At 58.5% G+C, this 24,042-nt stretch carries 22 protein-coding genes; 15 read left to right on the top strand and 7 right to left on the bottom strand.

Annotated features, from left to right (window positions below):
• Positions 1-3 precede the first annotated feature (3 nt).
• Positions 4-594 (bottom strand): (R)-1-hydroxy-2-trimethylaminoethylphosphonate oxygenase, encoded by a 591-nt coding sequence (gene tmpB / locus ACR0AH_RS08955; RefSeq protein ID WP_480591498.1) that lies wholly within the window; start codon positions 592-594, stop codon positions 4-6.
• A complete protein-coding gene (gene tmpA, locus ACR0AH_RS08950) occupies positions 591-1,727 on the bottom strand; it encodes a 2-trimethylaminoethylphosphonate dioxygenase (protein ID WP_480591495.1) in 1,137 nt (378 codons plus the stop codon). Before tmpA ends, tmpB begins: the two co-directional genes overlap by 4 nt.
• A 99-nt stretch (positions 1,728-1,826) precedes the next feature.
• Here tmpA and ACR0AH_RS08945 point away from each other — a divergent pair, with 99 nt between their 5' ends.
• Positions 1,827-2,687: a LysR family transcriptional regulator gene (locus tag ACR0AH_RS08945; protein WP_480591493.1), complete on the top strand. Its 861-nt coding sequence runs from the start codon at positions 1,827-1,829 to the stop codon at positions 2,685-2,687.
• Here the strand turns inward: ACR0AH_RS08945 and ACR0AH_RS08940 are convergent, their stop codons facing one another.
• Positions 2,688-2,870, bottom strand: coding sequence for a DUF1674 domain-containing protein (locus ACR0AH_RS08940; RefSeq protein WP_170515029.1), 183 nt, complete (start codon positions 2,868-2,870; stop codon positions 2,688-2,690).
• 91 nt (positions 2,871-2,961) lie between these two features.
• Between ACR0AH_RS08940 and ACR0AH_RS08935 the strand changes: the two genes are divergently transcribed.
• The 8 genes from ACR0AH_RS08935 (at position 2,962) to ACR0AH_RS08900 (ending at position 11,881) form a co-directional block, all read left to right on the top strand.
• On the top strand, positions 2,962-4,221 hold the full coding sequence (locus ACR0AH_RS08935; protein WP_480591490.1) for an RsmB/NOP family class I SAM-dependent RNA methyltransferase: 1,260 nt from the start codon (positions 2,962-2,964) through the stop codon (positions 4,219-4,221).
• Between the two features lie 88 nt (positions 4,222-4,309).
• Positions 4,310-6,049 carry a heparinase II/III family protein gene (locus tag ACR0AH_RS08930; protein WP_480591487.1) on the top strand — a complete coding sequence of 580 codons (1,740 nt, stop codon included), beginning with the start codon at positions 4,310-4,312 and terminating at the stop codon, positions 6,047-6,049.
• Positions 6,050-6,071: 22 nt separating this feature from the next.
• On the top strand, positions 6,072-7,661 hold the full coding sequence (gene purH, locus ACR0AH_RS08925) for a bifunctional phosphoribosylaminoimidazolecarboxamide formyltransferase/IMP cyclohydrolase (protein ID WP_480591484.1): 1,590 nt from the start codon (positions 6,072-6,074) through the stop codon (positions 7,659-7,661).
• Positions 7,661-8,131 (top strand): signal peptidase II, encoded by a 471-nt coding sequence (gene lspA / locus ACR0AH_RS08920; RefSeq protein WP_170394647.1) that lies wholly within the window; start codon positions 7,661-7,663, stop codon positions 8,129-8,131. Before purH ends, lspA begins: the two co-directional genes overlap by 1 nt.
• A 50-nt stretch (positions 8,132-8,181) precedes the next feature.
• The gene (locus ACR0AH_RS08915) at positions 8,182-8,697 is read left to right on the top strand and encodes a DUF3035 domain-containing protein (RefSeq protein WP_170566971.1); all 516 of its coding nucleotides are present in this window, start codon (positions 8,182-8,184) and stop codon (positions 8,695-8,697) included.
• Between the two features lie 85 nt (positions 8,698-8,782).
• A complete protein-coding gene (locus ACR0AH_RS08910; protein ID WP_170394641.1) occupies positions 8,783-10,123 on the top strand; it encodes a M16 family metallopeptidase in 1,341 nt (446 codons plus the stop codon).
• Positions 10,120-11,424: a M16 family metallopeptidase gene (locus ACR0AH_RS08905; RefSeq protein ID WP_480591481.1), complete on the top strand. Its 1,305-nt coding sequence runs from the start codon at positions 10,120-10,122 to the stop codon at positions 11,422-11,424. Before ACR0AH_RS08910 ends, ACR0AH_RS08905 begins: the two co-directional genes overlap by 4 nt.
• A 307-nt stretch (positions 11,425-11,731) precedes the next feature.
• Positions 11,732-11,881: a hypothetical protein gene (locus tag ACR0AH_RS08900; RefSeq protein ID WP_480591478.1), complete on the top strand. Its 150-nt coding sequence runs from the start codon at positions 11,732-11,734 to the stop codon at positions 11,879-11,881.
• 69 nt (positions 11,882-11,950) lie between these two features.
• Here the strand turns inward: ACR0AH_RS08900 and ACR0AH_RS08895 are convergent, their stop codons facing one another.
• From ACR0AH_RS08895 to deoC, 3 genes are read right to left on the bottom strand one after another with little or no spacing between them, the layout of a single operon-like run.
• On the bottom strand, positions 11,951-12,766 hold the full coding sequence (locus ACR0AH_RS08895) for an SDR family oxidoreductase (protein ID WP_170737228.1): 816 nt from the start codon (positions 12,764-12,766) through the stop codon (positions 11,951-11,953).
• Positions 12,767-12,791: 25 nt separating this feature from the next.
• The gene (locus ACR0AH_RS08890; RefSeq protein WP_480591476.1) at positions 12,792-15,125 is read right to left on the bottom strand and encodes an aldehyde dehydrogenase family protein; all 2,334 of its coding nucleotides are present in this window, start codon (positions 15,123-15,125) and stop codon (positions 12,792-12,794) included.
• A gap of 10 nt (positions 15,126-15,135) precedes the next feature.
• Positions 15,136-16,134 (bottom strand): deoxyribose-phosphate aldolase, encoded by a 999-nt coding sequence (deoC, locus tag ACR0AH_RS08885; RefSeq protein ID WP_170394626.1) that lies wholly within the window; start codon positions 16,132-16,134, stop codon positions 15,136-15,138.
• A gap of 199 nt (positions 16,135-16,333) precedes the next feature.
• On the opposite strand from deoC, the gene ACR0AH_RS08880 reads away from it, so the two are divergent.
• The 6 genes from ACR0AH_RS08880 to ACR0AH_RS08855 all read left to right on the top strand — a co-directional run bounded on the left by ACR0AH_RS08880 (position 16,334) and on the right by ACR0AH_RS08855 (position 23,644).
• Complete coding sequence (locus ACR0AH_RS08880) at positions 16,334-17,287, top strand: metal ABC transporter solute-binding protein, Zn/Mn family (protein ID WP_480591473.1); 954 nt, start codon at positions 16,334-16,336, stop codon at positions 17,285-17,287.
• Positions 17,288-17,290: 3 nt separating this feature from the next.
• Positions 17,291-18,094 carry a metal ABC transporter ATP-binding protein gene (locus tag ACR0AH_RS08875; protein ID WP_480591471.1) on the top strand — a complete coding sequence of 268 codons (804 nt, stop codon included), beginning with the start codon at positions 17,291-17,293 and terminating at the stop codon, positions 18,092-18,094.
• 2 nt (positions 18,095-18,096) lie between these two features.
• On the top strand, positions 18,097-19,302 hold the full coding sequence (locus tag ACR0AH_RS08870; RefSeq protein ID WP_480591468.1) for a metal ABC transporter permease: 1,206 nt from the start codon (positions 18,097-18,099) through the stop codon (positions 19,300-19,302).
• Entirely contained in the window at positions 19,299-20,228 is a 930-nt protein-coding gene (locus ACR0AH_RS08865) for a metal ABC transporter permease (RefSeq protein WP_170426196.1), read from the top strand. The genes ACR0AH_RS08870 and ACR0AH_RS08865 overlap by 4 nt, the downstream gene beginning before the upstream one ends.
• Positions 20,229-20,511: 283 nt before the next feature.
• On the top strand, positions 20,512-22,362 hold the full coding sequence (mutL, locus tag ACR0AH_RS08860) for a DNA mismatch repair endonuclease MutL (RefSeq protein ID WP_480591464.1): 1,851 nt from the start codon (positions 20,512-20,514) through the stop codon (positions 22,360-22,362).
• Positions 22,363-22,414: 52 nt separating this feature from the next.
• Positions 22,415-23,644 carry a DNA recombination protein RmuC gene (locus ACR0AH_RS08855; protein WP_170426200.1) on the top strand — a complete coding sequence of 410 codons (1,230 nt, stop codon included), beginning with the start codon at positions 22,415-22,417 and terminating at the stop codon, positions 23,642-23,644.
• Positions 23,645-23,647: 3 nt separating this feature from the next.
• Here ACR0AH_RS08855 and ACR0AH_RS08850 read toward each other — a convergent pair whose 3' ends face one another.
• Positions 23,648-23,989, bottom strand: a complete 342-nt coding sequence (locus ACR0AH_RS08850; protein WP_480591461.1) for a hypothetical protein — start codon at positions 23,987-23,989, stop codon at positions 23,648-23,650.
• Positions 23,990-24,042 lie beyond the last annotated feature (53 nt).

Raw genomic sequence — 24,042 nt, 5'->3', positions numbered from 1 at the left:
GTCTCAGCTTGCCTGAATGTACCGGTCGACCATCCGTTGTACCATCGGTGCGAAATGGGCGAAATCCGGGGTCTCCATATCAGCGCGTTTTCCCGCTTCGTCCAGATAACGGACCTGAATGATCTCTTTCAGGTTCGGATTTGCCTCGAACTCGGCTATCTCCTTGGCACTCATCGGACCACCCTGCAGTTCCAGCGTATGGACCGAGGCTGCGGACAGGCGATTGAAATACTCCGGCTTGGTGGCGCAGAGATACCGCTTGGCTGCCACGTGGTACCGGCAGCAATCGGTGATGACCGACGGAAAGAACTGCTCCAGCACCTCGGCACCTGCATCTTCATGATGCCGGTCCTCGGTATCGTCCGGATGGTAAGTGCCGAATTCCGACGTAAAATGGCCAATGTCGTGCAACAGCGCACCGACGATAATTTCTTCGGACTGCCCGTTCTGTTCGGCAATCGTGGCACCCTGCAGCATGTGCTGGGCCATGGTGACGGGTTCGCCCAGATATTCCTCACCCCCCCGACGATCGAAGATGTCGCTGATAAAGGCAACGATATTGTCCCGGTTTAAGGTCGAGAAATCGGGTTTCATTCCGCCGCCTCCGGTTGTGTCATCTGCATGGCGGCCAGTGTCGAAAGCAGCCCATCTTTGTCAGCATAGCATCCCTGCAACCAGCGAGACCCGGCCCCGGAATAGCCCAGCCGTGCATGCATTACGCGTGTGTTGTCGACGATGAAGCTTTCGCCCGGTTCCAGCTTGAAAGACACGCCCATGGCGGGATCGTCAATGATCTCGCCCAGCTGGCGATAGGCTGCATAGTAGGCTTCCATCTTGTCAAAGGGTACATCCACGAACGGCGCAGACGAGCGGTTGTTGAAGCGAATGCCGATCAACTCGCCATCGGGGGAAAGTTCGATCATCGGGCGACGTGACCGCAAACAGACCCCGTCCGAACCTTTATACTCGAACCGTGCCGGATAGCCTGCAAGCAAGGCGAAGCCCTCAGGGTTCAGATCGCGCAGACGCTCAGCCGCGCGGAAACCATCGACAACGATGGAATCACCGCCTTCAGCCGAATTCTCAAGGCAGTAGAGGATTTGCAGTGTCGGTACCGGGTCGCGATAAGGGTTGTCGGTATGGGCCTGCAACCCCAACCCAGTATAGGCGAGGTTGGTCGGGTTCACCTCGGTCCGAACCTCGAAATAGGGGCCATAATTTGTCTGGCGCACGTAGCCGAACAGATCGGCCACTTTCAGCAGCGATTCCGGCTCGGTCGGGCCACCTGTCAGCTTGGCAAAGCCGTACTCCGCGACGGCAGCCAGCCAGCTACGCTTAGCCTCCGGGTCGGTGTGCACCCTTTCCCAGTCACCGCTGGGGGCGCTGATACCACGCTCCCATGTGGTGACGCCTGATGCGGTGCGGCCAACTTCTTGCGCCTGTTCGCGGTCATAAACGTGATCGGCCAGCCAATCGGCAGGGAACATCACGGATTTGTTTTCGGGCTGAAAGGTAACACTCAGATCGCCATTTTGGATCTCGGCGGTGCTGACCGAGATATCGGTGGGAATATCGCCGATTGTAATCAGGCGCTGCCCGTTGCCGGGGGCGCGGGTCTCGGGGTCCAGCGCATTGTCGCGCAGCCAAATGGCGTGAAATCTGGCCTGGGTACCATCGGAAAATGCGACGGTGACCATGGAAGGGTCGAAAGTAGCTGAGCGCAGCATGGGGTCTCTCCTATTCGGCGCGGACTTTGCTTGAGGAGATACGCGCTCCGTGGCATTACTACAATTAAACCTTATTGCCACTGAGGGCTGGAAATACTTATGGCTAAGAAGCAGATCGGTTTACCTCCTTTGGACTGGCTGCGCGTGTTCGAAGCCGCAGGGCGATTGGGCGGTTTTTCTGCTGCCGCGCGCGAATTTGGTCTGACGCAGGCGGCAGTCAGTCAACGGATCGGAAATCTTGAGGCATGGCTGGGCAGGTCATTATTTTTGCGCGAGGCGCGGGGCGTGTCGCTGACCATCGAAGGCGAAAGCTATCTGCCATTGGTGCAGGACAGCCTGCAAGCACTGGAACGCAATACCGAGGATCTTTTCGGCAAATCCCCGCGCGAACTTCGGGTCGCGGGACTTTCGTCGCACATCCATGCGCTGGTTCTGCCAGCCTTGCCCGCATTTCTTGAGGCGCAGCCCAATGTGCGTGTGATGACAGATTCGATGGCGCGCCGCGCCTCACTGGAGGAAGAGCGTACCTGGCTGCAGATCCGCTATGGCAGAGGCGTTTGGCCTGGACGAAAGGCAAAGCTAATTGCGCCTGAAGTTCTGGCACCGATGGCCGCATCTGGCATCAAGTGGGGTGCGCCGCTGATTGATTTGCGCGGAGAACGCCCGGGTTGGAAGGACTGGGCGCAGGTTGCGGGGGTTGATGAATTACCGGCTGGCCGGATCAGTTTTGACTCGGTAGGTCACGCGATCACGGCCGCGCGTCAGGGCATGGGGATCGCGTTGGGTTCACTACCGTTGGCTTCGGGCAGCTTAAAGACTGGTCAGTTACACAGATTGGATATGCCCGAGCTTCGGACAAAGGATGGCTATTGGCTGACCTGGCCCGAGGATCGGGCAAGGTCGAAACGGCAAAGAGCGTTGATAGACGACTTTCTGCAGGCGTTTCGGGGCGCGGCCTGATCAAAAGTCGATGGCGATGCCCTTTTTTTCCCAATCACCATAGCGGGCCGGATCAGGACCGTCGCGCCCACCCAGTTCCTTGGGCTGCGCCTTGGCTTCCGCTTCGGCCTTTTTGCGACGTTCCTCAGCCTCGGCCAATGCGCGCTGCGCGGCGGGGGGCAAATCTTTGCACTCGTCACTCATGACATTGGGTTCCTTTCCGTTCAGCGCCTTGATATACGCCCTAGTCCGCATAAGGCAATGCGGGCAAAGGTCACGAGAGGCACTCAGCATCATGTCAAACTCTGCAACCGCCGCGCGGCGCAGTGCAATCTATCTGCTGGATCAGATATTGGGCGAGGGGCGGCTGTTACCTGAGTGTCTGGCGGCCGGCGCATTGGATCGTCTGGTACCCGAGGATCGTGCGCGCGCACAGCGGTTGACGATTGAAACCCTGCGAGGGCTTGAGCGTGCCGACCGGCTGTTGGCCGATCACCTGCGGCAGACACCAGCGCTAACGGTGCATAACGCACTGCGGCTTGGAACGGTCGAGCTGTGTCAGGGCGAGGCCGCGCATGGCGTGGTCAATTCGATGGTCGAGATCGTGGGACGTTCGCGCAAGCATGGGCGGCTCAAGGGGTTGGTGAATGCAGTCTTGCGCAAGATTGCCGCCGATGGGCCGGATGCTTGGCCCAAGATGCGCGTGCCCCGTCTGCCCGACTGGCTGCGCGATCCTCTGATCATGGCGTGGGGCGATGACGCGGTAAAGGGTATGGAACAGGCCCATTTCAATGGTGCACCGCTGGACGTGACGCTGAAACCGGGCGCCGAGGCGCCGGGCGGAGAAGCCCTGCCCACCGGCTCAGTCCGTTTGCAGGATGCGGGGCAGGTGTCGGCTTTGCCGGGCTACAAGCGTGGAAACTGGTGGGTTCAGGATGCGGCAGCGGCGCTGCCTGTGCGCGTGCTGGCCCCGAAAGCCGGGGAAAAGGTGTTGGACCTTTGCGCCGCGCCCGGTGGCAAGACGTTGCAATTGGCTGTGGTAGAGGCAGAGGTCACGGCGCTGGATATCTCCGAAACACGGTTGGAGCGGGTGCGCGAGAACCTGAAACGGACAGGTTTGAAGGCTAAGGTGATCGCTGGTGATGCGCTGGACCATCAGGGCCAGTATGATGCCATCCTGCTCGACGCGCCGTGTTCGGCCACGGGCACGATTCGCCGCCATCCTGATTTACCCTTCGCCAAGGATGGCTCGGAATTCGGGGGATTGATCGAACTACAGGCCCGGATGCTAGCCCATGCCTGGACCCTGCTCAAACCCGGAGGCCGATTGGTATATTGCACCTGTTCCTTGTTGCCGGACGAAGGAGAGGTGCAGATCGAAGAGGCGCTGGATCAATACCCGGATATGCAGATTGACCGTGCGGCGCTTGAGATTGCGGGCGTTGAACCGGACTGGATTACAGAAGAAGGTGGCTTGCGTCTGCGCCCGGATTTCTGGCCGGACAAGGGTAGCATGGACGGGTTCTATATCGCCTGTCTGAACAAATCCGCTTGAGGCGACGCTTTTCGATGACTTGACGCGCGGACCGGTCTATCGTGTGTTCAAGCGCCCGCAGAGCGCAAGGGGCAGAGTCGCAAGCGTCATGTCAGAATCGGACACAATGGCCAATCGCTGGATGCGGTTTCAGAACCGCCTTTACGCGCGCCTGAGCCAAAGGCGGAAGGCGGTTTCGGGATTCGTCAGCCAGCCTGAGCCGCGCACCGTCGGTTCGTATGCACGCGGGCGACAACTGGTGGCCGGGAATCTCCTTTTCGCTGGATATCTGGTCGAGGCGGATGACACCGATCTCTGGGATGTTGCTGCGCCCAGTCCGGATTTTGATGATGAACGCCACGGTTTCATCTGGCTGGATGATCTGGCAGCCGTCGGCGATATGCGCGCCCGTGAAAAGGCGCAGCGATGGGTCTGGGGCTGGATCACCGCACATGGGCGCGGGAAGGGACCCGGCTGGGCGCCGGACCTGACCGGGCGTCGGGTGATGCGCTGGATCAACCACGCGCAATTTCTGCTACGCGGCGCTGACGAAGCGCAAAGCAGAGCTTTCTTCCGCTCCTTGGCACAACAAACATGGTTTCTTTCCAAACGCTGGACAGCAGCAACACCAGGATTGCCGAGATTCGAAGCGCTCGCAGGGCTGGTTCAGGCTGGTTTGGCCCTGGAGGGGTTGGAGCAACTGGCTGATCCCGCATTGCGCGCACTGGCCCGGGAATGCGACCGCCAGATCGATGCCGAGGGCGGCATTCTCACCCGCAACCCTGAGGAATTGCTGGAGGTCTTCACTCTGCTGGCCTGGACCTCTGCTGCACTTGGTGAAGTTGGCCGAGGCACGCCTGCCTCTCAGACCGGGGCGATCAAGCGCATTGCACCTACTCTGCGAAATCTGCGTCATGCAGATGGATCTCTGGCCAGATTTCACGGGGGCGGGCGTGGGCTTGAAGGGCGGCTGGATCAGGCACTGACGCAAAGCGGTGTCAAGCCGCAGCAGCATTCGGACCTGTCAATGGGTTATGCACGATTGGCCGCCTCGAGAACCACGGTTCTGGTGGATGCCAGCGCGCCTCCCAAAGGTGCTGCGTCGTTCAACGCCCACGCATCCTCGCTTGCGTTTGAGCTGACCTCGGGGCGCCGTCCTCTGATCGTGAACTGTGGATCAGGCGGCAGTTTTGGGCAGGAATGGCGCAGGGCAGGGCGCGCGACCCCGTCGCATTCGACCCTATGTGTCGAAGGGTATTCCAGCGCCCGGCTTGCAGAAGGCGCAAATGGGTCGTCGCAGGAAGCATTGGTGGATGGCCCGCAGGATGTGCCCGTGGATTTCGAGGATGCATTCGAAGGCACCCGCTTTATGGTGGGTCATGACGGCTACGCCAAAGTGTTTGGCCTGACCCATGCCCGCACGCTTGAACTGCGCTTTGACGGGCGTGAGCTGGTGGGCGAGGATATTCTGCTGACCGCAACCGACAAAGCCAAACGGCAGTTCGATCGCGCGATGGACGGGGCAGGTCTGCAGGGGATAGCCTTTGACATCCGGTTTCACCTGCATCCTGACGTTGATGCGGCACTTGATCTGGGTGGCGCTGCGGTGTCGATGGCGCTCAAAAGCGGTGAGATATGGGTTTTCCGCCATGATGGCGTTGGAAAGTTGTCAGTTGAACCAAGCGTTTACCTTGAAAAAGGCCGTTTGAAGCCACGCGCGACAAAACAGATCGTTCTATCTGGGCGCGCAATGGAGTATGCGACGCGCATCCGGTGGACGCTCAGCAAGGCTCAGGATACAGCCTATGCCGTGCGGGATACGCACCGGGACGAGCCCGTTTTCGACTGACGCCAAAAGGACCTTTGGACCCATGACCGACCTTCACCCCGTGCGCCGCGCGTTGCTTTCCGTTTCCGACAAAACCGGGCTGATCGAGCTGGGAACGGCGTTGGCCGAACGCGGGGTTGAACTGCTTTCGACCGGCGGTACCGCAAAGGCGCTACGCGATGCGGGGTTGGAGGTGAAAGATGTCAGCGAGATCACCGGCTTCCCCGAGATGATGGATGGCCGGGTCAAAACGCTGCACCCGATGGTCCATGGCGGGCTGCTGGCTCTGCGCGATAATGACACCCATGTCGCCGCGATGAACGAACATGGTATAGGCGCAATTGATCTGCTTGTGGTAAATCTCTACCCATTTGAAGCGACCGTGGCCAAGGGCGCTGCCTATGATGAGTGTATCGAGAACATCGATATCGGCGGCCCAGCCATGATCCGTGCCGCATCGAAGAACCATGCTTTTGTAAACGTGGTTGTGGACGTCGAAGACTACTCGTCGCTGCTGGATCAGCTGGAAGAGAATTACGGTAAGACTTCTCTGGGCTTCCGTCAGTGGTTGGCGCAAAAGGCCTATGCCCGCACTGCCGCTTATGACACAGCCGTGTCCAACTGGATGGCCGATGCGCTGGAGCTTGAGGCGCCCAAACGCCGCGCCTTTGCCGGTGAGCTGAAACAGACCTTACGATATGGCGAGAATAGCCACCAGTCGGCAGCGTTCTATGTAGATGGCTCGGGTCGTCCGGGCGTGGCGACGGCCGTACAGCATCAGGGCAAGGAACTGAGCTATAACAACATCAACGATACCGATGCCGCCTTTGAGTTGGTCGCTGAGTTCGACCCGGCCGAAGGGGCAGCTTGTGCGATTATCAAGCATGCCAATCCGTGTGGTGTAGCGATAGGTGCGACGTTGCTTGAGGCCTATAAAGCCGCGTTCGACTGCGACAGGACGTCGGCATTCGGCGGTATCGTGGCGTTGAATCAACCGCTGGACGCGGAAACCGCGCAGGAGATCACGGGGATTTTCACCGAGGTTGTGATCGCTCCGGGGGCGTCAGACGAGGTCAAGGCGATCTTCGCCGCCAAGAAGAACCTGCGCCTGCTGACGACCGAAGCTCTGCCGGATGTGACCGCCGGTGGTAAAACTGTGCGACAGGTGGCCGGTGGCCTGCTGGTGCAGGACAAGGATAACGGCTTTGTTGGTATGGATGACTTGAAGGTGGTCACCAAAAAAGCGCCATCTGAGGAGCAGATGCGCGACCTGCTGTTCGCGTGGAAAGTGGCGAAACATGTCAAATCCAACGCCATAGTCTATGTCAAAGACGGCGCGACCGTGGGTGTCGGCGCGGGGCAGATGAGCCGCGTTGACTCGGCACTGATCGCGGCAAAGAAAGCCGAGCGTATGGCTGATGCGCTGGGCTTGCCCCAGCCGCTGACCATCGGTTCGGCCGTAGCTTCTGATGCATTCTTCCCCTTCCCCGATGGGCTTATGGAGGCCGCCGAGGCAGGCGCAACATGCGTTATTCAGCCCGGCGGTTCGATGCGTGATGATGAAGTGATCGCGGCGGCGGATGAGGCCGGTCTGGCCATGGTCTTCACCGGCATGCGGCATTTCCGTCACTGATGCGCGGTTCGTTCATCCTATGGGCCGGATTGGCGGCGTTTTTGATCGACCAGATTAGTAAGTATCTGGTCGTTCACGTAATGCGCGTGGCGCAGGGCGATATCGACGTGCTGCCACCGCTTCTGGTTTTCAGATACGGCGAGAATCGCGGCATCAATTTTGGCCTGTTTCAGGGCGACGGTGACGCCGCCCGCTGGGTGCTGATCGGGGTTTCCGTGGCGATCTGCCTGGGCGTCCTGATCTGGCTGGGCCGCATCGCTCCTACGAAGCTTCAACAATTCTGCGGCGGTCTCCTGATCGGCGGTGCGCTGGGAAATGTCGTGGACCGGGTGCTTTACGGCTATGTTCTGGATTTTTTGAACATGTCCTGCTGCGGGATCAGCAACCCTTTTGTGTTCAATCTGGCGGATGTGTTCATATTTGCGGGAGCTTTGGGATTGGTCCTGTTCGATGGCAAAAAGCCCTCGTGACCTGCCGGACGATATGCGATAAAAGCGCCTGAAACTGGCTGGAGACACTGATGCGTATGCCACGCGCCATTCTTGTTCTGACACTCGCCGTTGTCGTTGCGGGCTGTTCCGATATTGGTTTGCGCAATCTTGATCCGCCCGGAGCGGGGCCGGATGAATTTTCGGTATTGCCCGTCAAGCCGCTGACCCAGCCCAAGGACTACGCCTTTCTTCCAGCGCCGACTCCCGGCGGTGCAAACCTGACCGATCCTAACCCCAAAGCGGACGCCGTTGTGGCGCTGGGTGGTAGTGAGGCAGCGCTGAACCCGAATACCTCAATACCGGCCAGCGATGCGGCGCTTGTGACGGCCTCAAGCAGATATGGCGTTCCTGCCAATACGCGTCAGATAACGGCCGAAGAGGATGCGGCTTTCCGCAAAAATCGCGGTCGCTGGACCCGCCTGCGCCTGTTCCCGGTTGATCGGTACTCGCAGGTCTATGAACGTCAGTCAATCGATGCGAACGCGACCAATGAAGCGGCGCGTCGTCGTGGGATCGAAACGCCGTCGGCCCCGCCGCTGGAATGAATTCTTCTTAACTTTCCGTCATTGGCCTTGAACCCCGGCGGCACCACCGTAGTTTGAATATCAGAAATGAAACGGAGGATGCCCCATGGTTCGGGCCCTGGCATTGTCGGCTGCCCTGATCGCCGCCACCCCCTTGTTCGCGAAAGAGGGGCAAGAGGCTGTCACCACATTTACGCTGGAAAACGGCATGGACGTCGTAGTGGTCGAGGATCATCGCGCTCCTGTTGTGCAGCATATGGTCTGGTACCGGGCCGGATCCGCCGATGAACCGATCGGATCCTCTGGCGTTGCACATTTCCTGGAACATCTGCTGTTCAAAGCCACCGACACAATGGAAGCGGGCGAGTTGTCAGCCACTGTCGCGGCCAATGGCGGCAATGACAACGCTTTCACTTCTTACGACTACACCGCCTATTTTCAGCGTGTCGCCGCTGACCGGCTGGAACTGATGATGCGGATGGAGGCAGATCGTATGCGCAACATCCGCCTGACCGAGAATGATATCATCACCGAACGCGACGTGGTTCTGGAAGAGCGTAATCAGCGGACCGAAAACAATCCACGCGCTCTGTTCGGAGAACAGATGAATGCAGCGCAATATTTGAACCACCGTTACGGAGCGCCGATTATCGGCTGGCGCCACGAGATGGAGGCGTTGGATATGGACGACGCCCTGTCCTTCTACCAGACCCATTATGCACCCAATAACGCCATATTGGTCGTCACCGGAGATGTTGACCCCGACGAAGTCAGGGCGTTGGCCGATCAGTACTACGGTGTTATCCCAGCCAACCCTGATTTGCCCGAGCGGATACGCTCGCAAGAACCACCCCAGACTGCCGAACGTCGCCTGACCTTCAAGGATGCGCGTGTCGCACAACCCTACGTGCAGCGCAGCTATCTGGCCCCTGAACGGGACGCCGGTGAGCAGGAGAAGGCCGCTGCCCTGTTTCTTTTGGCGGAATTGCTGGGAGGAAGCACAACCTCATATCTGAATGAAAAGCTGCAATTTGAGCAGCAGAAGGTGGTCTATACCGGTGCGTTCTACAAGGGGGTCTCATTGGATGACACGACCTTTGATCTGATCGTTGTGCCGGCTGAGGGCGTTTCGCTTCAGGATGCGGAGGATGCCATGGATCAGGCCGTTGCGGATTTCATCGCGGAAGGTGTCAAGGATGAAGACCTGGAGCGCATTAAGATGCAGCTCCGCGCCGCGCAGACCTATGCGCGCGATAACGTGGACGGTATTGGAAACCGCTATGGTCGTGCGTTGACCAGCGGGTTGACGGTCGAAGATGTGCAGGCCTGGCCCGACATCCTGCAGGCTGTGACGGGTGACGAGATCATCGCGGCTGCCCGTGAAGTGCTGCAACCTGAAACCTCGGTCACTGGCTGGCTGATGCGTGACGATGAGGTGACACAATGAAACGGTTTGCCGCAACGCTAATTGCGCTGATCATTGCCCTTCCCGCCTGGGCCGAGATTAAGATCAAAGAGGTAAACTCGCCCGGTGGTATTACCGCTTGGCTGGTCCAAGATCATTCGATCCCCTTCACTGCGCTGGAACTGCGGTTTCGTGGAGGAACGTCGCTGGATGATCCCGATAAACGCGGCGCGGTCTATCTGATGAGCGGCCTGATTGAGGAAGGCGCCGGCGACATGGATGCCCGCACCTATGCACGCGAACTTGAATCTCTGGCTGCGTCCTTCAGCTACAGGGCAACAGATGATACGGTCTCCATTTCGGCGCGGTTCCTGACTGAGAACCGGGATGAAGTGATTGATTTGCTGCAGACCACAATTCATGAACCGCGTTTCGATGAGGATGCGATCGATCGGGTGCGCGCTCAGGTGATTTCGGGTCTGAAGTCCGACCAGACTGATCCAAGCGATATTGCCGGACGCAGCTTTGCTGAAATGGCATATGGGGATCATCCTTATGCGTCGGACGGTAAAGGTACGATTGAAAGCGTTTCAAGCCTGACCCGCGACGACATCGTCGCTGCCTACGACAATGTCTTTGCCAAGGACAGACTGTATGTCGGGGTTGTTGGCGACATCACGGCAGAAGAGCTGGGCGTAATGTTGGACGAATTGCTGTTGGATCTGCCAGCAACCGGGAAACCCATTCCAGACAAGGCGAAGGTCACCATTGACGGCGGTGTCAGCGTAGTGGACTTCAACACTCCGCAATCCGTCGCCCTTTTCGGGCAAAGTGGCATTGATCGCGATGATCCCGATTTCTTTGCGGCCTATATCCTGAATCACATTCTGGGCGGCGGCGGTTTCGAAAGTCGCCTGATGCAGGAAGTACGTGAGAAACGTGGTTTGACCTATGGCGTGGCGACCTATCTGGTACCCAAGGATCTGGCGTCAGTGTATCTGGGCTCGGTCTCATCTGCCAATGACCGTATCGCCGAAGCGGTCGAAGTGATCCGACAGGAATGGGCGCGCGCGGCTGCGGAAGGTGTGACGCAGAAAGAATTGGATGACGCCAAGACCTATTTGACCGGGGCCTATCCGCTGCGTTTTGACGGCAATGGCCAGATTGCCGGAATCATGGTCGGGATGCAGATGGAAGATTTGCCTATCGACTACATTGCGACTCGCAACGACAAGGTGAATGCAGTGACCTTGGAGGATGTGAACCGGGTGGCGTCTGAACTGCTGGACCCCGAGGGTCTGCATTTCACCATCGTCGGCAAACCGGAAGGGGTGGACGGCTGACGTCGTCCATCTATCCGCTGCCGAACAGAATTATTCGTTGTTATTGAATAATTTTTCTTGGAATTGACGGCAGTGGGTGATGCGAACCACTGGCGAAAACAACGAGTTTGTGAACTCTTCCAGGGCGCAGCGCCAGACAGAAGATCGGCAATTCTCCGCCTTAAGTTCTCATTAACTCGTCTTGGCCATACTTTGGCCAGAAATGTCGAGAATTCTATGTTAGTCGGGAACGGAGATGGGATTCAGAAGATCAACATCTCCTGAGACGAGGCTTGGGACGGATAGCGGCACCATGATAGTTGCGATAATGGGATCGGGAATACTTGCAGGGTTGTTAACCTTTGCTGCCGCTTTGATTGTCGGTCAATCTCTGCTCAGCGCTTTTGCACTCTACGTGGTGGCCGGTACGCTGACATCGCTTTTGTTAGCAGCGGGTATCTATTTCAGAAGCTCTTGAATTTGGTAGGTTGGAAATAAAGCCCAGCGACTGAAAAGTTTGCCACCAATCGGATTCCTGTGTTCTAACCTAAGCCTGGCCCTTTTTCGCTGCGCGCAGCATCTGACCCATCATCTGGCCAAACTTGCCCGAGCCGCGCTGATACAAAGCCCCGTCAACGGCCATGACTGTTCCGCTGATATAGCTCGCCATATCAGAGCTAAGGAATAGGCAGGCATTTGCCACATCCTGGGGCTGACCCCAGCGACCCAGCGGGACGTCCCGACGCAGCTCTTCATGGGCGTTTTCGGTAGGGGCCAGCCGTTTTGCGCCTTCGGTTCCTTCGATAAAACCCGGAACGACCGAATTCACGCGAATCCCTTCGACGCCCCATTCCATTGAAAGGGTTCGGGTGATCTGATCAACGCCCGCCTTGGCGGCGCAAACATGGGCTTGCCCTTCGTAAGGCAGATAGGATTGCGGGGCCGAAATGTTGATAATGCTGGCACCGGGACGTTTGAGATAGGGGTAGGCCCCTTTCATGACGTGGATCGTGCCCATCAGATCGATATCTATGACCGCCTTGAATGCATTGACCGACATTTCAGATGCCAGCGCTGGGAAGTTGCCGGCAGCACCAGAAATCAGGACATCGAAATCTCCAAAAGCGTCGTGGAATTGCTTAAGGCCTTCGGCTACGGCCTCTGGATTGCGAACGTCGAACGCCGCGCCGATGGCGTCGGATGCGCCTGCTGCTTTCAACGCAGCCACGGTATCATCGACCTTTTCCTGCGACCGGCTGGCGACAGCCAGATTAGCACCCGAGGCCGCAAAGGCCTCGGCAATGCCGCGATTGATACCGCTGGTGCCACCAATGACGATGACGGTCTTACCTGAAAAATCCATTTAGGCCTCCGGTGGTACGGGGGCCTTACTCTCCGTAGGGCACCCAGATGTTTTTCACTTCGGTCGCAGCCTGCAGGAAGCGGCGCGAATGGTCCACGCTCCAGTCAAATGCCGTCGCGTTATTGACCCAAGTCCGCTTCAGATTTCCGGCTGAGACGACCTCGATCTCTTTAGACAGATCGGTGGACGAGAACGACCAGACCGCATCCACGTTCAGATGCGAGGCCAGCGGCTTTGCCAGCTCTGCGTGGCTGCCGGTCAGGATGTTGACCACACCGGCGGGCACGTCCGAGGTTTCTAGGATCTGGTAAAAATCCGTTGCTGCCAGCGGGTAGGGCTCACTTGCCGCCAGAACCACCCGGTTGCCCATCGCAATCGCTGGCGCCATGGCCGAAACTAGACCCAACAGGGGTGTTTCGTCCGCACACAGGGCGCCGATCACGCCAACCGGCTCTTTCATGGCAATGGCGACGCCCCGGATCGGAACACCATGTACTTGACCATCATACTTGTCCGCCCAGGCGGCGGCGGTGAACAGTCGCTGGATCGAGGCCTCAACCTCTTTCGCGCCGTCTTTCTTACCGGTCATCGCATCAATACGAGCAGCGAACTCGCCCGCACGTGCCGAGAGGTTTTCACCGATGTAATACAGAATCTGAGCCCGCAGATGGCCGGTGGTCTTGGACCAGCCTTTTGCACCCGCTGCAGCCTCAACCGCGTTGCGCACGTCCTTACGGTTGGCCAGACCCACATGGCCAAGTAAGCCGGATTTGCCCCAGACGGGTTTCGAATAGCCGCCATCGGGCCGCGCCTGCTTACCGCCGACATACATCTTGGCGGTGCGGTCAATAGGATCGACTGGAGCGCCTTCGCCCATTTCCGCCTCAATCTTCGTCAGCGGTTTGGCCTTGGCTTTGGGCTTGGTATAGGCCGTCAGCCCTTCCCAACCGCCTTCACGGCCAAAGCCGCTTTCGCGTACACCGCCGAACCCGGCAGCAGCGTCGAACAGGTTAGTTGCGTTCACCCAGACCACGCCCGCAACCAGCTTGGGCGCGATATCCAGCGCGAGGTTCACGTTCTCGGTCCACACAGTCGCGGCCAGCCCGTAGCGGGTGTTGTTGGCCAACTCGACCGCTTCTTCCGGGGTGCGGAAGGTCGAAGAAACCAGAACCGGGCCAAAGATTTCTTCCTGCATCAGCGGATCGGAGGTTTCGAGTCCTGAAATCAAAGTTGGTGGATAGTAGCAGCCATTCGAGGGCAGCTCACAGGCCGCCTGATGAACATGCCCAACCGTGTTGCTTTCGACCATGCCCTTGATGGTCTGTAACTGCACGGGGTCCACAACCGCACCCACGTCGATGCACTTGTCCAGCGGATCGCCGATGCGCAGCTTGTCCATACGGGCACGCAATTTGTCGTGGAAGCGATCAGCGATACCCTCCTGCACCAGAAGGCGCGAGCCCGCACAGCAGACCTGGCCCTGGTTGAACCAGATCGCGTCGACCAAGCCTTCGATCGCTGAATCAATATCGGCGTCGTCAAAGACGATGTAGGCGGACTTGCCGCCCAGTTCCAACGTCAGTTCCTTGCCAGAGCCAGCGGTCGCTTCACGGATGCGACGGCCCACGACGGTCGAGCCGGTAAAGGCGATTTTGTCGACGTCCGAAGACACGATCATCTCACCAACGGCACCATCACCTGTTACGATGTTGACCACACCTTTCGGTAGACCCGCCTGCGAGCAGATGTCGGCAAACAGCAGCGCGGTCAGCGAGGTGTACTCGGCGGGCTTCAGAACTACCGTGTTGCCCATTGCGATTGCAGGCGCGATCTTCCACGCCAGCATCAGCAGCGGGAAGTTCCACGGGATGATTTGGCCGCACACACCCAGTGCCTCGGCATCGGGCAATTCGCTTTCCATCAACTGCGCCATGCCCGCGTGATAGTAGAAATGCCGCTGTGCCAGAGGGATGTCGATGTCGCGGGATTCTCGGATCGGCTTACCGTTGTCGAGGCTTTCGAGCACAGCAAACAAACGCGAGTGCTTCTGCAGCAGGCGCGCAATCGCGTAGAGGTAGCGCGCACGACCGGCTCCGCCCAGCTTCTCCCATTTCGGCTGCGCCTTGCGCGCCGCAGAAACGGCGGCGTCCACGTCAGCCTGTTTGGCTTGTGTCAGCTTGGCCAGAACCTCTCCGGTTGCTGGGTTGCGGCTGTCGAATCCTTTGCCGGGTTTGGTAAACGCGCCATCGATGTAGTGGCCGAACTTGTCGCCCTGATCGACCAGCCAGGCCAGTGCCTCGGCTGCGCTTTCGGGGGCAGGGCCGTAGTCCATGGTCTCGAAAATCTCTTTGACTGTCATTGTACTTTCCTCAGCCCATGGAGTGACGGTAACCGGCGGAGTATGCGCCTGTCACATAGTGTTCCAACTGCCGCTCAATGTCGCCCAGCAATGATGAGGCACCAAAGCGAAACAAATCCGGCTCCAGCCAGCGGTCGCCCAGCTCGTCCTTGATCAGCGACAGATAGACCAGCGCATCCTTGGCTTTCGAAATCCCACCCGCAGGCTTGTAGCCTACGCGATAGCCGGTGCGGTCATAATAGTCGCGAATGGCTCGGATCATTACCAACGACACAGGCAAGGTGGCGTTGACGCTTTCTTTGCCGGTCGAGGTCTTGATGAAGTCTGCCCCTGCCATCATGCACACCAGCGAGGCACGGGCGACGTTGCGCAGGCTGCCCAGCTCTCCGGTCGCCAAAATGGCTTTGACATGTGCATCGCCGCAGGCGACGCGGAAGGCCTTCATCTCATCATACAGGGCCTGCCAGTCGCCAGACAGCACATGACGGCGCGAGATGACGATGTCGATCTCCTCGGCTCCGGCCTTCACGCTTTCTTCGATCTCTGCCACACGCAGATGAAACGGAGAGAGCCCGGCCGGGAAGCCAGTGGATACCGCCGCAACCGGAATACCAGTGCCTTCCAATGCGTCCACAGCCGTTTCGATCATGTCATGGTAGACACACACCGCTCCGGTTGTGATCGGCGGCATGTCCAGCGCCTGCAGAACTGAAGACGCGACAGGCTGACGAGCCTTTGCGCACAGGCGACGAACCCGCCCAACCGTGTCATCGCCCGATAGCGTGGTCAGGTCGATCATTGTGATCGCCTTGAGCAGCCATGCGGCCTGGTATTCTTTTTTCACTGACCGCCGACCGGGCAGCGTCGCTGCGCGGCGCTCGATGGCCGAAGTGTTGGCCTGCACGGCCCGTACCCAATCCAGATCCAGATCCATTCCTGGGTTCCGGGGCTCGGTCACTTGCGGCAGATGCGGGGTGCGCACGGTGCTTTCTGAGCTCTGCGTTTCCATTATTCCGTCCTTTTGGAGGTTCGCGTCAAAATCGCATGGGTCGCAGCGAAAGGGAAGGTGTGCCAGCGTCGTAAGGGGCAAATTTTTGACCAAATGGACAAATATAGTCGTTTTCTTGCGATTAATTCGCATTTGCATTGACTTAGTTGCGAATGGTTCTCATATTTTGACTTAACAGGATAACCGTTCGGAGTCTGAAATGATTCGTCGATCGCTACTTACGGCATTGGCTCTCGTGTTTGTGTGGCCCGTCGCCGCAATCGCTCAAGCGCCGCTGAAAGTCGTCGCCACCACCGGCATGATTGCAGACGCTGCGCGCCAGGTCGGCGGTGAACAGGTCGACGTGAAGGGCTTGATGGGACCCGGTGTCGACCCGCACGCCTATCGCCAGACCCGCACCGATATTGTTGCGATGACCCGCGCTGATCTGGTGCTGTGGCACGGCCTCTATCTAGAGGCTCAGATGGAAGGTTTCTTTGACGATCTGGGCCGCAAGCGGACAGTGGTTGCCGTGGCGGATGGCATCGACACATCGAAACTGCGCGCCCATGACGATTACGCTGACAAATTTGACCCGCATGTCTGGATGAGCCCGGTTCTGTGGCGCGATGTCGTGATCGAAGTGCAGGAAGCTCTGACCGAAGCCCGGCCCGAAGCGGCAGATGAGTTCGCAGCCAACGCACAAGTTTTTCTGGCCGAGATCGATCTGCTGGCCGCCTATGGCAAGCAGGTTTTGGCGGCCGTTCCCGAAAACAACCGCGTGTTGGTGACTGCGCATGATGCATTTGGCTATTTCGGTGATGAATATGGCTATGAGGTGCTGGGTATTCAGGGCATCTCGACCCAATCCGAGGCAGGGTTGAACCGGATCGGTGAGTTGGTCGAAACTCTGGTAGAGCGTCAGCTGAACGCCGTGTTTGTGGAGAGTTCCGTTTCAGATCGATCCATGCGTGCCTTGATCGAGGGTGCTTCGGCCGAAGGTCACAAAGTGGGTGTCGGCGGAGAGCTGTATTCCGACGCGATGGGCGAGCCGGGCACATATGAGGGTACTTATATCGGCATGCTTGATCACAACATTTCCGTTATCGCCGGCGCGCTGGGCGCGGATGTTCCCGAACGTGGCATGAACGGCAAACTGTCGGCGGGGTTTTAAACCATGATTGAACTCGCAACAGTTCTGGGCGTTTCTGTCGACGGGCAGGACATCGATCTTTGCCCTCTCGCCATTCGTGGTCTGACCGTCTCGTACGGTCAGAAGCCAGCGGTTTTCTCGGTCGATATGACGGTGCAGCCCGGCGCCATGACGGCGATTATCGGGCCAAATGGGGCTGGCAAATCAACCTTGCTAAAGGCTGCTTTGGGGATCGTGTCTCCACTGTCGGGTCAGGTGACCGTGTTTGGTCAGCCGCTCGAGGACCAGCGGGCACGCATCGCCTATGTACCACAGCGCGCCAGCGTGGACTGGGATTTCCCGACGCGCGTGATTGATGTGGTGCTGATGGGCTTGTCGCGTCAATTGGGCCTGCTGGGTCGTGTTCGTGCCCGCCATACCGCCCGTGCCTTGGACTGTCTGCACCGTGTCGGGATGCGGGAATTTGCCAACCGTCAGATCGGGCAGCTTTCTGGTGGTCAGCAACAGAGGGTCTTTCTTGCGCGCGCTTTGGCACAGGATGCCGACATGTATTTGTTGGACGAACCTTTTGCAGGCGTGGACGCCGCGACTGAAAAGGCGATCATCGCCGTGCTGAAATCGTTGAAAGAGGCTGGCAAGACCGTTGTTGTAGTGCATCACGATCTGGCCACGGTCACCGACTATTTCGACCATGTGTTCCTGATAAACACCCGCAAAGTGGCCGAAGGTCCGGTTGCACAGGCCTTTACCGCTGAAACGCTGCAAGCCGCTTATGGCGGACGTCTTGCAACGGCCCAGATCGATCAGATTTCGCGCGCGCTGGGGTAATCATGCTTTGGGAGGCTTTGACCTTACAGCTTGGCTATAACGCCACGCTGGTTGCTATTGGTGCGACGTTACTGGGCGTTTCGGCAGGTGTGACGGGCACGTTCTTATTCCTGCGTAAACGCGCGCTGGTTAGCGATGCCATCAGCCACGCGACCCTACCGGGCGTTTGCCTTGCCTTCATGGTGCTGGTGGCTTTCGGTGGTGATGGGCGTAATTTGATCGGACTGCTTGCAGGTTCGGCAATATCCGCATGGGTTGGTTTGCTCTGTATGAACTGGCTGACCAGTCGCACACGTTTGGCAGAAGATGCAGCGATCGGCGCAGTGTTATCGGTGTTCTTCGGTTTTGGTGTCGTACTGCTGACCGTTATTCAAACCATGGGGGTTGGACGCCAGGCAGGATTGGAAGGATTCTTGCTGGGTTCTACTGCTGGGATGCTGTGGGCTGATGCTCTGGTCATTGCGATCGGTGGCGCGGCAACGTTGGTACTGGTGATGATCATCCGCCGCCCGATGACGATGGTCGCCTTCGATCCTGAATATGCCGCTGCGCGCGGGTTGCCCGTGCATCGGATTGATCTGGCGATGATGGGGCTCGTGATGGCGGTGACCGTGGTCGGGCTAAAGATCGTTGGTCTAATCCTGATTGTTGCTCTGCTGATCATCCCGCCTGTGACAGCGCGGTTCTGGACGGAGCGATCCGACCGCGTGGTCGTTCTGGCAGGTTTGGCCGGAGGTCTTGCAGGGTATCTGGGGGCAGGTATTTCGGCCTCGGCTCCGAACCTGCCGACCGGACCGATCATCGTTCTGGTCAGCTTTGGGTTCTTTGCCCTGTCGCTCCTGTTCGCGCCGGTTCGGGGTGTGTTGGCAGCTATTCTCAGCCACCTTCGGTTCCAGCGTCGAGTGCACATTCGGCAGGGACTGCTGGCACTGGCGCAGGGACAGCAGATCTATGAACCCCTAACCATTCGCCTGCTACGCCGCACCGGCCTTGTGCGCGCCGATGGAGTTGCAACGGAGCATGGGAAGGCGCGTGCGGCCAAAGCCCTACGAGACGAAAAGCGGTGGGAGATCGTCCGCGCGGATCAGGCGCATGAGGCCACTGCGGCGCTGTACGATGGGCTGCGCGATATCGAGACTGTGCTGACTCGCGATCAGATCGCCGAGATCGATCGTCGTATCGGCGGCCCGCAGGAGGTCACGCCATGAGCGGAGAAGAGTTCGTCCCCCTGTCGCTGACGCCTTTGTTGATTGGGACATTCGCGGCCATCGCATGCGCTCTGCCCGGCAACTTTCTGGTGCTGCGCAAGCAAGCACTGATTGGTGACGCGATCAGCCATGTGGTGTTGCCCGGTATTGTCGTCGCGTTTCTGCTGACAGGCGCAATTTCAACTTGGCCGATGATGCTTGGCGCAGCAGGGGCTGCTGTGGTCGCCGTGGTCATGATCGAAGCGATCCGGCGATTGGGTCAGATCGAGCCGGGGGCAGCGATGGGTGTCGTATTCACGACCATGTTCGCCGGTGGTGTCCTACTGCTTGAGCAGACTGACACGTCGACCGTCCATTTGGACGTTGAACATGCGCTTTATGGCAATCTGGAAAGCTTGATCTGGCTGGATGCAACGGACTGGTCGTCGCTGCTGGATCTACAGGCATTGGCAGGGTTGCCACCTGAATTGCCGCGCATTGCGCTGACATTGACGGGGGTCTTGCTGTTCACGTGGTTGTTCTGGCGACCGCTCAAGATATCGACCTTCGATGAAGGCTTTGCGCGCACAATTGGTATCCGCACTGGTGCGTTAGGGATGGCTCTGGTGATCATAGCTGCGATTGCTGCTGTCGCGGCATTTGATGCAGTGGGGTCGATCATCGTGATTGCAATGTTCATCTGCCCGCCAGCTGCGGCACGGATGATGACCAACCGGTTGGAAGTCCAGATCGTCTGGAGTGTCCTGTTCGCAACCCTTTCCGCCGTGTCCGGTTATGTTTTAGCGGGCTATGGCCCATTGTGGTTGGGGGCTGCGGATGCTGTCAGCGCCGCTGGAATGATCGCCACGATATCAGGCCTGATTCTGGCGCTGACCGCTGCTTTTGGCCCATGCCGAACCCGCAGCGGAGCGCCCAGTCAGGCTTGACTTGGCGTATTCACGCCAACGCCCATCATGCAGTTTCGGCTGAACTTCGCCAAGTGGAAACAATCACGAATTCTTAACAAGATTTATTCCATTTTCGGTGATACCAAACTTTCAATTGGAAACCACAAGACCACCACTCACTCTGGTATATCCGGCCAGTTTTGACCTTAGTCGCTACCCCCTTAACGGCGCGGTCAAACTGGCCGGATACCTCGTTTAAAGCCCGCTCTTCACAATTCAAACCGGTGGTCGAATCGCGTGCACCTATGCTAGGTCTAGCGGTATGGTGTATGCTAACCCCAATATCAGCGACAATCGGCCGGTCATTCGACAGCTTGACGACGCAGCGATCAACCGGATTGCAGCGGGTGAAGTCGTGGAACGGCCTGCTTCTGCCGTCAAGGAACTGGTCGAAAACGCCATCGATGCCGGGGCCACACGCATCGCTATTGAGGTCGCGGATGGCGGCAAGACCCTGATTCGTGTCACCGATGATGGGTGTGGGATCGCCGCGGGGGATTTGCCTCTGGCGCTGTCGCGCCATGCGACATCGAAGATCGACGGGTCAGATCTGTTGAATATCCACACATTTGGATTTCGCGGTGAAGCACTGCCCTCGCTGGGGGCTGTCGGGCGTTTGACCATCACCAGCCGTGTCTCGGGTGCTGATGCGGCCTCGATCCAGGTGTCCGGTGGCAAAATGGATGCAGTGAAGCCAGCAGCCTTGCGCGCTGGGACTGTGGTTGAGTTGCGAGACCTGTTTTACGCCACCCCGGCACGGCTGAAGTTCATGCGCACGGACCGGGCCGAGGCGCAGGCGATTTCAGACATTGTGAAACGTTCGGCGATGGCCGAGCCTTCGGTCGCGTTCACCCTGCGCGATGTCTCGGGCGGGGGTGAGGGGCGCGTGACCTTCCGCGCCGACCGCGAGAATGGCGATCTGTTTGATGCGCTGCATGCCCGATTGGCGCGCGTTCTTGGCCGTGAGTTCGCCGAGAATGCGTTGCAGATCGATGCCACACGCGAAGGGCTCAGGCTTTATGGCTATGCCGCGCTGCCGACCTATTCGCGCAGGGCTGCAGTGGCGCAGTATCTGTTCGTCAATGGGCGACCCGTACGCGACAAGATGTTGACCGGTGCCCTGCGTGCGGCCTATTTCGATTTCCTCAGCCGCGACCGGCATCCGGCGGCGGCGCTGTTCATCGACTGTGATCCGACGCTGGTGGATGTGAATGTGCATCCGGCAAAATCCGAGGTTCGGTTCCGCGATCCGGGCCTCGCGCGTGGTTTGATCGTGTCCAGCCTGCGTCACGCATTAGCCGAGGCCGGGCACCGGGCATCTTCGACCGTGGCCAACGCAACCTTGGGTGCGATGCGGCCCGAGCCCGCACCTGCAACCCCGGCACGGGTGTATCAAATGGATCGCCCGTCACCCGCGGCGCGTCAGGCGGCCTATCGGGCGCAGTCTCCGGGCTTTGCGGAACTGTCGCAGGACTATAGCGGACGCATCATGGAACCTGTGCCCGAAACTGCACCGGTGGATGAGCCGCAAGACCTGCCCTTGGGGGCGGCGCGCGGGCAGGTGCACGAGAATTACATCATCGCCCAAACGGCAGACGGCATGGTGATCGTGGATCAACACGCCGCACATGAACGGCTGGTTTACGAAAAGCTCAAGTCCCAGATGGCCGAAAATGGCGTTGCTGCACAAGCGTTGTTGATCCCTGAAATTGTCGAACTAACAGACGGCGACTGCGCGCGGCTGATGGCCGTTGCAGAGGACCTGTCGCGCTTTGGATTGACCATCGAACCCTTTGGTGGCGGGGCAATCGCCGTGCGCGAAACTCCGGCCATTCTTGGCGAGGTCGATGCCCGCGCGATGATCCTCGATATCCTTGATGAGCTTGCCGATCAGGGCGAAAGCCAGATGGTGCAAGCGCGGATCGAGGCGATCCTGAGCCGCGTGGCCTGCCATGGCTCGGTTCGGTCTGGCCGTCGGATGCGGGCCGAAGAGATGAATGCCCTGCTGCGTGAGATGGAGGCGACGCCCCATTCCGGGCAGTGCAACCACGGGCGGCCAACTTATGTGGAACTGAAGCTGAGCGATATCGAACGCCTGTTCGGCCGCAGTTGATCCGCTGGCCCGCTCGGGCTATGAAGAATAAAACAAGAACATCTGAGGCGATATGATCGAGATTGCTGGCACCCAATATGCGTTGAATGACCCAATCATCCTGATTGCAGGCGGGGTGGTGGTGTTGATTCTGCTGCTTCTGTTTCTGTCACTTCGAGCGTCACAGCGTTCAGCTCGGATGGCGGAGCCGCTGGCCCGGCAGATGGCGCACCTTGGGCAGCATGTGCAGCAACTGGGCCAGGGGCAGGAACAACTGCGGGGTGGCCTACAGCATGTCTCGGATACGCAGGCCAACGCGCAGGTGCAGGTGATCCAGACCGTTGAATCCCGCCTGTCATCAGTGCAACAGCAGATGAATGACCGGCTGGCGGATAACGCGATGAAATCGGCACGCGCCCTGGCTGAGATGCAGGAGCGGATGAAGGAATCGCTGCATGGTTCGTCGAAACAGACGGCGACCTCGCTGACGCAATTGCAGGAACGTCTGGCGGCCATCGACAAGGCGCAGGACAATATCACCAAGCTTTCAGGCGACGTGCTGTCATTGCAGGATATTCTGTCGAACAAGCAGACGCGCGGGGCATTCGGGGAAATCCAGCTGAACGATATCGTTTCAAAGGCGCTGCCATCAGATAGTTTTCAGCTGCAGGCCACGTTATCGAACGGACGGCGCGCTGATTGCCTGATCAACCTGCCGAACCCTCCCGGACCAATCGTGATCGACAGTAAGTTCCCGCTGGAAGCCTATGAGGCGCTGATCGGATCGACCAATGATATGGAGCTGAAAGCAGCCGTGCAGATGTTCCGCAGTACAGTGCGCAAGCACATCAACGATATTGCTGAGAAGTACATTCTGGACGGTGAAACTGCCGACGGCGCTTTGATGTTCTTGCCCTCCGAGGCAGTCTATGCCGAGCTGCACGCCAAGTTCCCTGAATTGGTGCAAGAGAGTTTCTCGAAACGCGTTTGGATCGTTTCACCCACCACGTGCATGGCGACGCTGAACACCATGCGGGCGATCCTTAAAGATGCGCGTATGCGCGAACAGGCCGGTGCGATCCGCAAGGAATTGGGGCTGCTGCATAAGGATGTGGAACGTTTAGGCGACCGGGTGTCGAATCTCGACCGTCATTTCGGGCAGGCTGCAAAGGATATCTCGGAAATCAAGATCAGCGCGGAAAAGGCGGGTCGCCGGGCGCAACGGTTGGATAATTTCGATTTCGAAGAGCTTGCGCCGGATGACCAAACAAACGTCGTGCCGCTGGGCAAAACCGAAGGGTAAGCGTTATTGGATCGACAGGTCCAAATTGTAACCAACCGTCTTGCCTGTGTCGCGATCGTTACCCATCAGATAAACACGTATGGTGTAGTCGCCATCATCGGGAAGCTCGATCCGGGCGGTATTTCCATCGATTGAGCCGTTGTAAATTGCGACGCCGTCGCTATCCGGCGGCAAGATGTTGAAATAGATCACGCCGTTGCCATTGGTGTCACTGACCTTAAGGTCGGCGAACATCTCCTGCCCAGCCTTGGCTCCGAGTTTATAGTCGAAATATTCGTCGCCGGTGACAGTACCGTTCATCATCGTTCCGAAATTGCCCGGTTGGAATTTAACATCTGCGGACATCTGTGCGGAAACGCTGGCTCCAAAAGTCAGCAAAAGCGCTGTGACTGCCATCC

Source organism: Ruegeria sp. AM5 (assembly GCF_056540645.1).
The sequence above is the reverse complement of the archived record's forward strand: the minus strand, read 5'-3'. Positions and strand labels throughout refer to the sequence as shown.